This is a genomic window from Rhodococcus sp. AW25M09, from assembly GCF_000333955.1.
In the GTDB taxonomy this organism is placed as follows: domain Bacteria; phylum Actinomycetota; class Actinomycetes; order Mycobacteriales; family Mycobacteriaceae; genus Rhodococcoides.
Genome location: NZ_CAPS01000121.1, coordinates 64,824 through 78,525 on the forward strand (window position 1 = coordinate 64,824; position 13,702 = coordinate 78,525).

General features: G+C 64.2%; 13 protein-coding genes. 2 read left to right on the forward strand and 11 right to left on the reverse strand.

The window, feature by feature from the left end; genetic code table 11:
• Positions 1-34 precede the first annotated feature (34 nt).
• Positions 35-454, reverse strand: a complete 420-nt coding sequence (locus tag RHODMAR_RS23285) for an HIT family protein (protein ID WP_042940175.1) — start codon at positions 452-454, stop codon at positions 35-37.
• A 162-nt stretch (positions 455-616) separates the two neighbouring features.
• Here RHODMAR_RS23285 and RHODMAR_RS23290 point away from each other — a divergent pair, with 162 nt between their 5' ends.
• Positions 617-1,408 carry an HAD-IIA family hydrolase gene (locus RHODMAR_RS23290; RefSeq protein ID WP_008719562.1) on the forward strand — a complete coding sequence of 264 codons (792 nt, stop codon included), beginning with the start codon at positions 617-619 and terminating at the stop codon, positions 1,406-1,408.
• Here the strand turns inward: RHODMAR_RS23290 and purB are convergent, their stop codons facing one another.
• On the reverse strand, positions 1,409-2,827 hold the full coding sequence (purB, locus tag RHODMAR_RS23295) for an adenylosuccinate lyase (protein ID WP_042940160.1): 1,419 nt from the start codon (positions 2,825-2,827) through the stop codon (positions 1,409-1,411).
• Positions 2,828-2,885: 58 nt separating this feature from the next.
• Entirely contained in the window at positions 2,886-3,509 is a 624-nt protein-coding gene (locus tag RHODMAR_RS23300) for a TetR/AcrR family transcriptional regulator (RefSeq protein WP_008719566.1), read from the reverse strand.
• A gap of 67 nt (positions 3,510-3,576) precedes the next feature.
• Between RHODMAR_RS23300 and RHODMAR_RS23305 the strand changes: the two genes are divergently transcribed.
• Positions 3,577-4,590, forward strand: coding sequence for a threonine aldolase family protein (locus RHODMAR_RS23305; protein WP_232433749.1), 1,014 nt, complete (start codon positions 3,577-3,579; stop codon positions 4,588-4,590).
• Between the two features lie 18 nt (positions 4,591-4,608).
• Here the strand turns inward: RHODMAR_RS23305 and RHODMAR_RS23310 are convergent, their stop codons facing one another.
• The 8 genes from RHODMAR_RS23310 to RHODMAR_RS23345 form a co-directional block, all read right to left on the reverse strand.
• Entirely contained in the window at positions 4,609-5,769 is a 1,161-nt protein-coding gene (locus RHODMAR_RS23310) for a pyridoxal phosphate-dependent aminotransferase (RefSeq protein ID WP_042940176.1), read from the reverse strand.
• 42 nt (positions 5,770-5,811) lie between these two features.
• Entirely contained in the window at positions 5,812-7,422 is a 1,611-nt protein-coding gene (locus tag RHODMAR_RS23315) for a thiamine pyrophosphate-dependent enzyme (RefSeq protein ID WP_008719571.1), read from the reverse strand.
• Positions 7,423-7,460: 38 nt separating this feature from the next.
• A complete protein-coding gene (locus RHODMAR_RS23320) occupies positions 7,461-9,014 on the reverse strand; it encodes a solute symporter family protein (protein ID WP_008719573.1) in 1,554 nt (517 codons plus the stop codon).
• Positions 9,011-9,289, reverse strand: a complete 279-nt coding sequence (locus tag RHODMAR_RS23325) for a hypothetical protein (protein WP_008719575.1) — start codon at positions 9,287-9,289, stop codon at positions 9,011-9,013. The genes RHODMAR_RS23320 and RHODMAR_RS23325 overlap by 4 nt, the downstream gene beginning before the upstream one ends.
• A 226-nt stretch (positions 9,290-9,515) precedes the next feature.
• Positions 9,516-10,259, reverse strand: a complete 744-nt coding sequence (locus RHODMAR_RS23330; RefSeq protein ID WP_008719577.1) for an IclR family transcriptional regulator — start codon at positions 10,257-10,259, stop codon at positions 9,516-9,518.
• A gap of 1 nt (position 10,260) precedes the next feature.
• Positions 10,261-10,776 (reverse strand): zinc-binding dehydrogenase, encoded by a 516-nt coding sequence (locus tag RHODMAR_RS23335; protein WP_086000282.1) that lies wholly within the window; start codon positions 10,774-10,776, stop codon positions 10,261-10,263.
• Positions 10,777-10,851: 75 nt separating this feature from the next.
• Entirely contained in the window at positions 10,852-12,315 is a 1,464-nt protein-coding gene (locus RHODMAR_RS23340) for a benzaldehyde dehydrogenase (RefSeq protein ID WP_008719581.1), read from the reverse strand.
• Positions 12,316-12,371: 56 nt separating this feature from the next.
• Positions 12,372-13,547 carry a 4-hydroxybenzoate 3-monooxygenase gene (locus RHODMAR_RS23345; protein WP_042940179.1) on the reverse strand — a complete coding sequence of 392 codons (1,176 nt, stop codon included), beginning with the start codon at positions 13,545-13,547 and terminating at the stop codon, positions 12,372-12,374.
• Positions 13,548-13,702 lie beyond the last annotated feature (155 nt).

Here is a 13,702-nt window from a genome sequence, read left to right on the forward strand (position 1 = left end):
GACGAGGGGGTGTGCGACTCGGGCTGCGTGCCGCTCAGCTCAACGAAGCCGCAATCTCTGCGGCTTGCCGATCGAGTTCGGAACGCTGCGGCGACGACGGCCGGGCACGCAGGCCGAATCCATCGCCGATCATGCGTGGGATGACATGCAGGTGCACGTGGAAGATTTCCTGACCGGCCACGGTGCCGTCGGCGAGAAACAGGTTGACGCCGGCGACACGTGTATTGCTCGCTCGCACAGCCGCGGCCACCTTCTGCCCCACGACGAACAGGTGAGCCCCGACCTCCGGGGGCAACTCCGCCAGGGTACGAAACTGCTGTTTGGGTACCACCAACACATGGCCGCTGGTGAGCGGCCGGATGTCCATGAAAGCGACCACTGTCTCGTCCTCGTGGACACGGGAGGACTCGGCCGTTCCGGCGATGATCTCGGAGAAAATTGTGTATGGGTTCACGGTCACCGACCCTAAGGCTTTCGAGCCCTCTCGATTTCGTCCCTGGGATATCGCGTCTGTTTGCCGTCGGCGACGAGACTACGGTGACAGGAATTGAGCACGGACTCCATGGACGCGATGGCTGACACTGCAGGCGTTCGGTAACCCGACTACTGTTTGCCGATGGGTATCGGCGGGGTTCTTTTCGACATCGACGGCGTCCTGGTGACGTCGTGGCAGGCGGTGCCAGGGGCCGCGGAGACGCTGAAGTTTCTGGACAGCAAGGACATTGCCCGTGCGTTCCTGACCAATACGACGTCGAAGACCCGCGAGCAGATTGCCGTGGCGCTGCGCGACGTAGGGCTGGACGTACATTCCGACGAGATCGTCACGGCCGCGTCGCTCACCGCAGATCATCTGCGCGAGAACTACCCGGACGCGCGGGTGGTCCTGATCAACAACGGTGAGATCGCCCACGATATGCCGGGTATCGAGTTCGTCGACGAGACGGCGGAAGATCCCGATGTCGTCGTCGTCGGCGGTGCCGGGCCGGAGTTCACGCACGAACGCCTCAGTCGCGTCTACGACTGGCTGTGTCGCGGCATCCCGGTCGTCGCGATGCATCGGTCGTTGATGTGGAGCACCGGGGCGGGCCTGCGCATCGATACCGGCATGTATCTGGCGGGGATGGAACAGGCTTCGGGACATACCGCAAAGGCCATCGGCAAGCCCGCTCCACTGGGTTTCCGGACGGCATCCGAGCGGATGGGCGTCGACCCGGAGGACGTGGTGATGGTCGGCGACGACCTGGACAACGATGTACTCGCCGCACAGGTCGTCGGGATGACCGGAGTTCTCGTTCGCACCGGGAAGTTCCAGCAGGACGCCCTGGATCGACGCATCACGGACGAGTTCGCAATGGAACCCGACTACGTGATCGATTCCGTGGCCGACCTCCCCGACATCCTCACCTGACTAGAGAATGGGCGACGGCGTGTACGACGCTCCGGCCGGGTATTTCGCGATCAGACGCTCGACAGCGGAGACGACGGCACTGACCTGAGCCCCGGCGGCACCGCTGAAGACCGACTTGTCGGCCAGTGCAGCATCGAGGGCAGCGCGGTCGAGTGGCAGGCGATCGTCGGCGGCCAAGCGATCGAGCAAGTCCGGTTCGAGCCCCTGCTCGCGCATCGCCAGGGCGACGGCGACGGCGTGTTCCTTGATCGCCTCGTGTGCAGTTTCGCGTCCGACGCCCGCGCGCACCGCGGCCATCAGCACCTTGGTCGTCGCGAGGAACGGCAGGTAGCGGTCGAGTTCCTTCGCGATGACGGCCGGGTAGGCACCGAATTCGTCGAGCACGGTCAGGAACGTCTCGATGAGACCGTCGATGGCGAAGAAGGCGTCGGGTAGCGCGACGCGACGCACGACGGAACAGAAGACGTCGCCCTCGTTCCACTGCGCCCCGGCGAGCTCGGCGGCCATCGACCCGTAGCCGCGCAGTACCACCTGCAGGCCGTTGACGCGCTCGCACGAGCGGGTGTTCATCTTGTGCGGCATCGCCGAGGAGCCGACCTGGCCCGGCTGAAAGCCCTCGGTGACGAGTTCGTGGCCTGCCATCAGACGGACGGTGTGCGCGAACGACGACGGGCCGGCACCGACCTGGACGAGCGCGGAGACGACCTCGTGGTCGAGCGAGCGGGGGTACACCTGACCGACGCTGGTGAGCGTGTGACGGAAGCCGAGGTGATCGGCAACGATGCGCTCGAGTGCGACGAGCTTGGCCGAGTCGCCGCCGAAGAGGTCGAGCATGTCCTGCGAGGTACCCATCGGCCCCTTGATGCCGCGCAGCGGGTAGCGAGCGATCAGTTCCTGCACCCTGGCCAGAGCCAGCAGCAGCTCGTCGGCGGCGGACGCGAAGCGCTTACCCAGGGTTGTGGCCTGAGCGGCGACGTTGTGGCTGCGCCCGGCCATCACCAGCGAGGAGTACTGGGCAGCGCGTTCGGCCAGGCGCTTGGCCACGGCGACTCCGTGCCCGTGAACATGTTCGAGCGAGCGCAGGATCTGCAGCTGCTCGACGTTCTCGGTGAGATCGCGACTGGTGAGGCCCTTGTGGATGTGTTCGTGGCCGGCGAGGGCGTTGAACTCCTCGATCCGGGCCTTGACGTCGTGCCGAGTGACGCGCTCGCGGTCGGCGATCGACGCGAGGTCGACCTGGTCTATGACTGCCTCGTAGTCGGCGATGGCGGCGTTCGGCACGTCGACTCCGAGAGAGGACTGCGCGCGCAGCACGGCGATCCACAACTGACGTTCCAGGACGATCTTGTGCTCCGGAGACCACAGCTCCACCAGTTCGGGACTTGCGTAACGAGTGGCCAGGACATTCGGGATGCTCACGAGCGTCCAGCTTAGTCAGGGGTGCGGCCTGCGCGGCGAGCAGCCTGACGAGGCTCGCTCATCCGGCCGGGGCCACGACGTCGATGACGGCCCGCAGCATGCTTCGCGCCATCTCACGGGGGTCGGGGTCCACTTCGCTGAGCGCGCCGACGACCGCGCCGTCGACCACGGCCACGAGGCGTCGAAGCTGCTCTTCCTGCACGCTTCGACCGGATCGGCGCAGCACGTCGGTGAGTAGGTCGTCGATCTGGGCCCGCAGCCTCAGCTGGACCTCCCGCAGTTCGGGGTGCCGGGCTGAGGCGATGAAACGTTCGTATCTGGCGATCAGCTGTTCGTGGCCCTCTTGCGGACCGATGAGCAGGTCGACTATGAGGTCGACTGTCGATTCCATCTTTCGTGAGCAGGTGCCCTCGTCGTCGATTCGCCCGCGCATCACCTCGATTTCGCGAGTTCCGACGATGTCGACGGCCGCAGCGACCAGGTCTCCGAGGGACTCGAAATAATAGGTGGTCGACGCAAGCGGCAGCCCGGCGCGCGCGGCCACCGATCGATGCCGAACCGCGTCGAAGCCGCCCTCGACGAGCAGGTCCGCAGCGGCCGACGCCAGTGCCTGCCGGCGGCGCACCCCCTTCGGAGTCGCACCCGACACCTTGTGCTGCGACTCGGTCGGACCTGCGGACATTCAAGTCATCGTGCCAGCTCGAGGCCGTTCGTCGGACTGCTTTGGCGCTATGGAATTGTCAGTGCTCGTGGCACATCGAACGATCGACCTCCGCTCCGACACGATCACCCGACCCGATTCGGTCATGCGCAAAGCCATGGCCGACGCCGAAGTGGGCGACGACGTCCTCGATCACGATCCGACAATGGCGGCGCTGGAAGAGGCAGTGGCCGGTCTGCTCGGCTTCGAGTCGGCACTGTGGGTCCCGTCGGGTTCGATGGGAAACATGATCGCGCTGATGCTGCATCTGCAACGCGGCGATCGGTTTCTGGCACCCGAGCACGCACACGTCCTCGGCTCCGAGCTCGGTACCGCAGCGTGGTTGGCGGGCGGGATGCCCGAGGCACTCCCCCACGACAGCGGGCCCGGACGTCCACTGCCGTCGACGGTGCGCGCGGCGGCCGGTGGCGACGGACCGTACTTCACGTTGCGGACGACGCTGCTCTCGCTGGAGAACACCCACAACTTCGCCGGTGGTGCCACATTCGGACCGGACGAGTGGTCCGAACTCGTTGCTGCCGGGCGTGATTGCGGATTGAAGATTCACCTGGACGGTGCCCGGCTGTGGAATGCTGCTGTGGCACAGGATGTTCCGATTGCGTCACTCGCCGCCGGTGCGGATACGGTGCAGGTGTGCCTGAGCAAAGGCCTCGGCGCACCTGTCGGCTCGGTACTGGTGTCCGATGCCGATCGAATTCACCAAGCGCGACGCGTACGAAAGATGTTGGGCGGCGGCGTTCGTCAGGGCGGCATCCTGGCCGCCGCGGGGTTGGTCGCGCTGGATCGGATCGGTGATCTGGCCGTCGATCACGCCAATGCGGCGACCCTCGCTCGTGGGTTGCGCGAGCGGAACTGGGATGTGGCCGAGCCCGAGACGAACATTCTTCTCGCGTCGGTCCCCGACCCTGCGCGGACGGTTGCGGAGCTCGACGAGCTGGGCATAGCCGCGGTGACGGTTGCGGGCAAGGTGCGTTTCGTGACCCACCGGGACGTCAGTGCTGCCGACATCGACAAGGCGCTGGAGCGGCTGCGCCGCATGTGAGCGGCACTTCGTAGCGTGCTACGAAGTTCCACTCACGACCCGGAGGCGCTCCAATGCCTCCTCGACGTCGGCGGTGGTGCCTGCAAAGGAAAAGCGCACCGTGTGGTTGCCGCGCGCGGTGTCGAAATCGACGCCCGGTGCCAACGCGACCCCGGTCTCGGACAGCACTCGCGCGCACCAGCTCCGCGAATCCTCGGTGAGGTGCGCTATGTCGGCGTACACGTAGAAAGCACCGTCGGCCGGTGCGAGGTCGGTGATGCCAAGGGTCGGCAAACCGTCGAGCAGAATTCGGCGGTTGACGGCATAGCGCTCGACGTGGGAGTCCAGCTCGATGCGGGACTCCTCGGTGAACGCGGCAATGGCGGCAATCTGCGAGATCGCCGGCGGGCAGACCGTCATGTTCGACGCCAATCGCTCGACGGCCCTGCGCAATCGGGCGGGCAACAGCATCCACCCCAAGCGCCACCCGGTCATCGAGAAGTACTTCGACACCGATCCGATCGCGACGGATTCTTTCGACGTCTCCCAGGCACTCGACGTCTGCGCGTCGCCGTACGAGATGCCGTGGTAGATCTCGTCCGAGATCAGCAGCGTTCCGTGCTCGTCGCACCACCGTGCGATGGCCGCAAGCTCGTCTGCATCGATGATCGTGCCGGTGGGGTTGGCCGGACTGGCGATGATGAGCCCTGCAGGCGGCTCGGGCAGCTCCTCGAGCATCGCGACGGTCGGCTGGAATCGCGTACTTTCCAGACAGTCCAGTTCGACGACGCGGCAGCCCAGGGCCGCCAACGTGTTTCGGTACGCCGGATAGCCCGGCCTGGCCATCACGACGGTGTCTCCTGCGTCGAACGCAGCGAGGAACAGCAGAGTGAACGCGCCCGAGGATCCGGTGGTGATCACCACGTCGTCGGCATCGACGGTGATTGCGTACCGCGCGCTGTGATGCTCGGCGATCGCCTGCCGCAGCGGCAGAATTCCCAGTGTCTCGGTATATCCGAGCAGATGCGCATCCAGCGCCTCCCGGGTGGCGCGCAACACCGGCTCGGGCGCCCGAGTCGACGGCTGACCAGCGGCGAGCGAGAGCACATCTCCATGAGTGCGCGCGCGCTCGGCCGCCGCGGCGAACACATCCATCACGTGAAACGGCTCGACCATCGATCGCTGCGATTCGCTATGCATTGTTTCGACCATACCGACGTCGGTTCGCATCGCGTCGGCCCATCAGGCCTGGAAGGTCCGTTCCGTAGCGACGACGACCTCGAGCACCAAAGGCGTCTTGCGGGTTTCGAGAGTCGGGACGACCTCATCGAGTACCGAACTCAGTTCCGAGAATTCGGATACGCGTTTCACCGGGCATCCGAGGCTCTCGGCGATCCCGCCGATGGATACGTCCTCGAACGACGGCCACGGCGCAGGACCCGATTTCTCCTGCTCCGCAAGGCGATCCATGATGGCGTAGCGGCCGTTGGAGAGCACGACGAACAACACACCCACGTTGTACCGTGCAGCGCTCCAGAGCGCCTGTATCGAGTACAACGACGAGCCGTCACCGATGACCGTGATCACTGGTCGCGACGGGGACGCCATCTTGATGCCGATCGATGCAGGCATCGCGAATCCGAGTCCGCCCATCGCCGCGCTGACGAATCCCAATGGTGCCCGCGCGGGGATCAGCCGATGCAGATCAGGCCGGCTGGACGGCGTTTCCTCCACCACAACAGAATCCGCCGATATGCGAGAAGCCAGCGACTGCAGTACGTGTACCGCTCGCAGTGGCGCACCGTCCACCGGGCGTGTCAGCGGTTCGGCCGCGTTGGACGGCGACTCGATGGCTTCCGCCTCGCGTGGTCGGACCAATCGAGCCAGAAGAGCCGTCGCGTGCGCTGGATCGGCAAGAACCGCGAGCGTAGCCGGACTTCGATGTGCCTCGGCTGGATCGTCGGTGATCACGACGATCGGAACGCTTTCCGGCGCGAGACGTCCCGACTCGAACGGGTACTGCCGGAACACCGGGGCACCGACGGTCAACACCAGGTCGTAGGCCGACAAGGTCTCACGTAGGCGCGATCTCCCAGCTGGTAGGTGGCCACGGAATTGCTGATGGTCCTGCGGAAATCCGGCTCTGGATCCGAAAGATTCCTGTTTGACGTCGCATCCGAGACGCTCCGCCAACGCGATGGCCCCGTCCCACCCCTCCCTCGTGTCGAGACCGGCACCGACGACGAGCAACGGTCGCCTGCTCGATTCGACGAACTCGACAACCGCGACCAAGTCCTGCTCGGCGACCGCCCTCGATCGAACGATGGCCGCAGGGTTCGCCTGTTCGACGGACGTGTCGATGTCCTCCAGCCAGTCGTCCATCGGAACGATGACGATGGACGGCCCGCGTGCGTGCTCCGCCTCGTAGTACGCGCGGGCGATGGCACCCGGAACGTCTTGCGGCCTGGCAGGCTGATTGACCCACACCGGATAATCGCCTGCCAACCCGTCGAGATGCCCCGCAAGAAATGGTTCCAGTGCCAGGTGCCGCCGGTCCTGCTGGCCGACGACGACCACCAACGGTGCCTTGTTGACGCGCGCCGTCGCGAGGGCACCGACCGCGTTGCCGAGCCCCGCAGTGGTGTGAAGAATGGCCAAAGCCGGAGCGCCGGAGGCCAATGCATGACCGGTTGCCATTCCGACGACGGATGCTTCGTGCAGACCCAGGACGAACTCGAGGTCGTCAGGAAGGTCGGTCAGCAGGGACACCTCGGTGGAACCCGGGTTGGAGAAGATGCGTGTCATCGAAAGCTGACGCAGGACGTCGAAGGTGGATTCGCGGACGTTCGTCATGTTTCCTCGTGTTTCGTTGTTTCGAACATCTGTGGTGATCAGGAATTGTCGACCGCGCTCGCGGTGTCGTCGACCGTCCGAGCAGCGTTGCTCGGAAACGCTTTCGACAGGATTTCGCCGTAGTCACGGCCGCGCGCATCTTCCCTCGAACGCCCGACGACGCTACCGCCGAACGCGAGCAGAAATGCGAGTGGCACCGTCACGACAGCGGGGATGCTCAGCGGGAAGAGCGCGCTCTCACCCATCACGTTCGGACCGATGATCACCAGAACGAGGCTGGACAGCAGGCCACCGGTAATCGCCGCCTGTGCTCCGATGCGATTGAATCCTCGCCAGTAGATGGTGAGCACCAGGACCGGCGTCAAAGTGCTTGCGGCCAAGGCGAACGCGACATTCGCAAGAAATCCGATGTTGAGATTCTGTGCACCCAGCGCGAGCAGGATGGCAAAGATCGAGATGGCCACGCCTGCAACACGTCCGACGAGGAGCTGACGCTCCGGAGTCACATCACCTCGTTTGATCACGTTGGTGTACAGATCGTGTGCCGCGGCTCCCGAGGCCGCAATCGCGATGCCGGCCAGGACGGCGAGGATCGTGGCTATGACCACGCCTGCAAACACCGACAGCAGCACGTTCCCGCCGACCGCTTCGGCCAATCTGGCGACGGCGAGGTTCCCGCCCTTGTTGTCGGCAACGATGGTGTCCCGCCCGACCGTGTTGAGTGCTGCGTAACCGAAGATGGGCAACAGCAGGAAGAAGAACGAGAAGATGATCATCGCGATGAAGGCCGACGTCCGTGCGGCTTTCGCATTCTTGGTGGTCAGAAACCGCAACATCACGTGCGGCAGCCCCATGACGCCGAGGGACAGCCCGATCATGAGCGATATGTTGTTCCACGCGGACACGCCGTCGAGACGATGCGAAGTGACGGTCTGGATTCCGAAGTTGTCCGCCGCCCGACTCAGCGGACCCAGCGGATTCCATCCTGTGCGCGATATGACGAACAGCAGCAGAACGAACACCAGAACCAAGAGCAACATGCTTTTGAAGACCTGGATGTAGGTCGCCGCTACCATCCCGCCCAGCAGCATGTAGATCGTCATCAGCACTGCGAGAACCACAACGGCAACCGAGAACGGAACGCCGAGAAGAAGTTCCGCCAGCACACCTGCTCCGACGAACTGGATCATCATGTAGATGGTGCTGATCAGCAGGGTCGTCACGGCAATCGAGCCTCTGAGCACACGCCCCTCGAATCTGAACGACACAACGTCCGCCAAGGTGTATTTCCCGAGGTTGCGCAACGGCTCGGCCACGACCAGCAACACCAACAGGAACGCCGTCGGAATTCCGATCGCAAGGTAGAAGCCGCTGAACCCTGTCAGCGCGACTGCTCCGGTGATACCGAGAAGCGATGCGGCCGAAAGTTGTTCACCTGCCAGTGCCAATCCGTTCTGAAATCCACTGACCCGTTGACCTGCCACGTAGTGATCTCCGGTGCCCGAGTTTCGTCGTGCCGCGTACGCCGCCAAGCCGAGCGTCGCGATGACGATGCCTGCGACCACCGCGAGTGACATTCCACTCCCGTTCATCGTGTCCCCTCTTCCGCCATCTTGTTGTTCTCGACGCAGTGCACCGCGGCAATCACGAGCACGACGACGAAGTCGAGGAAACCGACGATGTACGCGATGCCGACGCCACCGATGTGGCCGTCGAAGATCGGCGTGAACAGCGTGGTCAGAGTGACTACCATCAAGAGCAGGAACGCCGAAGCTGCTCGCATGAGGTTCTTGCGAACCAGGTGGGCAGTGTCGGCATCGACGACCGCGCGGTCGCCCAGGTGTGAAGTTCTGATCGGTCTGGTCATGATTCTCCCGAATCGGTCGGGGCCGCGAGCTGGAGCTCGTCACAGCAGGCCCTCGTGTGTGTCATGGACCACTGTGCAGTTCGGTGAGGCCCGAAAGAAGGGCACCTCTCGACATATGGAAAATTCGACGCTGTCGGCCCGGGCGAGAGGATGTGCGATGACGCTCCGGCCGGGCGATTCTGTTGTCGCTGTTGCATTCCGCGACGCTCGACGACTGGGGAAAGTACTACCCGGAGCCCAGCAACCGCGAGACCGTCCGAGCGGCGGTGCGCAGCGCAGGAACGAGTGGGCGGTGGTCGGTGTTCGCGGACAGGGCGATCGACATCGCGGCCACCACCGTGCCCTCCGCGCTTCGAAGCGGTGCCGCAATCGCGACCGTCACTTCGTCGAGAAATCTGTTGCAGACCACAAAATCGTTTCGTCTTATGTCGTCCAACAGCTTCCGCAGCCCGTTCTCCGACACCACAGTGTTCTCGGTCAGCCGTTGCGGGCCTGCGTCGAGAACGTCGGCGAGGAGAGTCGGTCCCCCGTGGGCGAGGAGAACGAGGCCACCGCTGGACGCATGAATCGGTAGCCTGCCACCCGCTCTCCCTTTGAGCCGGACGGCATCCCGGCCCGAGATTCGTTCGATGTACAGCGCTTCGAGCCCTTCGCGGACCACGAGCTGAACATTCTCGTGGGTGGACTCGTACAGATCTTCCATGACGGGCAGAGCTATCTCGCGCAGACCCTGCGACCGAGGCGCAAGTGATCCGACCTCCCACAGGCGCACACCGACCTGATATCTCCCACCGTCGATTCTTTCGAGGGCACCGAGACGAGCCAACTCGGCGCAGATTCTGTGTACGCTCGGCAGAGGCAGCCCGGTTCGTCTGCTGATGTCGGATTGCGTCAATGTGCGATTGTGGGCACCGAACGCCGACAACACGGCCGCGGCGCGCGCGAGCATGCCGCGGGGAGTGGACTCCATGTCAGCGACAGTATCCCCATACACCGTGCAGACGACAGAGGTGCCGATTTCTCAGGCGGGCAGGTTCGAGTTCGGCCAGTGCGGGAAGAAATTCCTGTGGAACCGAATCACCCGCGGTGACATCGACGATCGGTCGCCCGTTCAGAATGAAATTCACGTCCACAGCCGCGGTCGTACCCGCGCTGGGCGCACCGATCACCGCAACGGTGCCCAGTGGAGCACGCGATAAAATCGCAGTTGCGAGCACCTCCGAGTTACCCGTTGCGTCGATCGCGTAGTCGACCCTCCCGTCGGTCAGTGTTGCGACCTTCTGGGCTGTGTCCTGGTGTGCCGGATCGACGATGTGCGTCGCTCCCAGAGACTGTGCCAATTCCAAACGTGACGCCACGACGTCGACGGCGACGGCGACGGCGACGATCATCGTGGCACCCGAGAGAGCAGCAGCCATGATCGCCGCCATCCCCACTGCACCGGCCCCGAACACGACGATGCTGGCGCCCGGTGTCGGCTTCAACATGTTCAGGACCGCACCGGCACCGGTCTGAATTCCGCACCCTCGGGGTGCAAGCAAAATCCTTCGTATCGAGGCGGCTCAGAACGGGTAGATCGGCAGCGAACTCTGAGCCGTGACCCACTGGGTCTCGGTGAAGGCTTCGAGGTTTGCGCCGATGCCACCTACACGGCCACCGTTGCCGGAATTGCCGACTCCCCCGAACGGCACGATCGCTTCGTCGCCGACGGTCTGATCGTTGATGTGCACCAATCCCGACGGAATACGCTGCGACAGTTCGAGTCCGCGCATCCCGTCGGCGGTCAATATGCCCAGGGACAGGCCGTACTCGGTCTGGTTTGCGATGTCGACGGCTTCGTCCACGGTCGCGAACGACGTCACCGGGGCGACCGGGCCGAAAACCTCGTCGGCGAACGCGGGAGCCGTCAGCGGGGTGTGGCCCAGGACCGTCGGGCGGTAGAAGAGTTCGTCGAACGTCCCACCCGCCGAGAGAGTTGCCCCTGCCTCGACGCTCGCGCCGACCAGCTGATGGATACGGTCGCGCTGTCCGGCGTCGATGATCGGCCCGAGCGCTACCTGCGAAGTGAACGGGTCACCCACCGGAAGGCGATCCGCGTGCTCGGCCAGTGCCGCGATGTAGTCGTCGACGATCTTCTCGTGCACGATGTGCCGACCCGTCTGCATGCAGATCTGCCCCTGGTGCATGAAGGAGCCGAAAGCACCGACCGATACTGCCTTTTCGATGTCGACGTCATCGAGGACGATGAGTGCGTTGTTTCCGCCCAGCTCGAGGTGCGCCCGCTTGAGGTGTCGGCCTGCGAGTTCGCCCACCGCGCGACCGGCACGTGTGGATCCCGTGAACGCGATGACGCGGACAGTGGGGTGCACGACCAGCGCCTCGCCGGCGTCTGCACCGCCCGGGAGAACACTGAGCACACCGGCGGGAAGTCCGGCTTCCTCGAAAATTCGCGCAAGCACGACGCCACCGCAGATCGCGGTCCTGGGGTCGGGTTTGAGGATCACGGCGTTGCCCAGGGCAAGGGCAGGGGCCACGGCGCGAATCGACAGAATGAGGGGGAAGTTGAACGGTGCGATGACGCCTACCGTCCCGACCGGGACGCGCCGCGAGAAACTCAACCTGGGCTGCTCCGATCGGAGAACTTCACCGATCGGGTGAGCTGCCAACGCTGCGCCGTTGAAGCATTCCTCCGCCGCAGTGTGCGTCTCGATGGCGGCCTTGGGCCCGATGCCGCCCGCCTCGCGAATGATCCACTCGCCGATCTCCTGCGCGTGATCCTCGAACAGCTGGCCGGCCCGACGCAGCACGCGTGCACGCTCCGAGAACGGTAGTGCGGCCCAGTCCTTCTGTGCCGAAGCAGCTTTGGACGCAGCGACGGCGACATCCTCGGCCGTGGCCATACCGACAGTCGTCAGCTGCTTCCCGGTCGCGGGTTCGACGACGAGCCGATCCTCGGCTCCTCCGGCTACCCATTCACCGGTGAAGATTTTCGATTCCCAGACGGGCGTGGACAACAACGTGCTCATATGCGTTTCTTTCGTGAGGTGGCTGTGGATCGTGTGTTGCAGAGGCTGTGGCGGTCTCAGCCGAATGCGACGCCGACGTAGTTCTCTGCGATGAGTGTCCGTCCGGCAGCCGATCGGGTGACGGTGTCGAGTTCGGCGATCTGACGTTGCAGGTCGAAGCTCGTCGCGCCCGGTACGGTGTGGAGCATGCTGGTCAACCAGTACGAAAAGTGCTGTGCTCTCCAGATTCTCGGCAGCACGGTCTCCGAATACGAGGCCAGTCCGCGCTCGTCGCGCGTTTCGAAGTAGGTTGCCATCGCGTTCGACAACACGACCACGTCAGCGATCGCAAGGTTCATTCCCTTGGCACCGGTGGGCGGAACCGTGTGCGCCGAATCTCCCGCGAGAAAAAGGCGTCCGTGCTGGAGCGGTTCGCAGACGAAGCTTCGGAACTGGAGAACCGACTTCGAAAAGATCGTGCCCTCGCGCACTTCGGCACCTTCGCCGTCTACCCGTTTGTGTAGCTCGTCCCAAATTCGATCGTCGGACCACTGTTCGACCGTGTCCTCCGGGTCGACCTGGAGGTAGTGTCGCTGCACGTCCGCGGTGCGGGTACTGCACAGTGCGAATCCTCGCTCGTGGTGCGCGTAGATCAGTTCTTCCGATGTCTGCGGCGCCTCGGCCAGAATGCCGAACCACGCGAACGGGTACTGCCGGAAGTGATCGGTCCGAACCTGCGTCTCGGGGATGAGGAACCTTGTGCCGGTACGCGATCCGTCGCAGCCTGCAACAAGGTCGCACGAGATGAGCTGCTCGGAACCGTCCTTGTCCACGAAGGAGATCGTCGGGGTGTCGCTCAGGTGGTCGTGCACGGTCACATCGGACACCTCGAAGCGCACGTCGCCGTCGTCGCCCAGCCGGCGCGCGATCAGATCCTTGAGAACCTCGTGCTGTGGGTAGACCGTAACCGATCTGCCGGTCAGTTCCTCGAAATCGATCCGTCGGCCGCGACCGGCGAAACGGAGCTCGACACCGCTGTGCGTGAGTCCCTCCGCCTTGACCCGGTCGCCGAGTCCTGTCTCCACCATGAGATCGACCGTGTTCTGCTCCAGAACACCCGCCCGGATCGTTTCTTCGACGTCCGAACGCGAGCGTGACTCGAGCACTACCGAGTCGATACCGCGTAGGTGCAGCAGATGCGAAAGCATCAGCCCTGCTGGTCCAGCACCGACGATCCCGACACGGGTGCGGATGGTTGGTGTACTCACTGCTGTCTCCTCGAGAAGAATTCACCGCGGGCTGCGGCTGTGGTTTCTCTCACTGTGACCGGTCTGCTGCGATGAGACCAAGACCACTTTCAGTCAGTGAAATAATTTTGCGATTGGTGAAATTCGGTCTCATGGTCCCT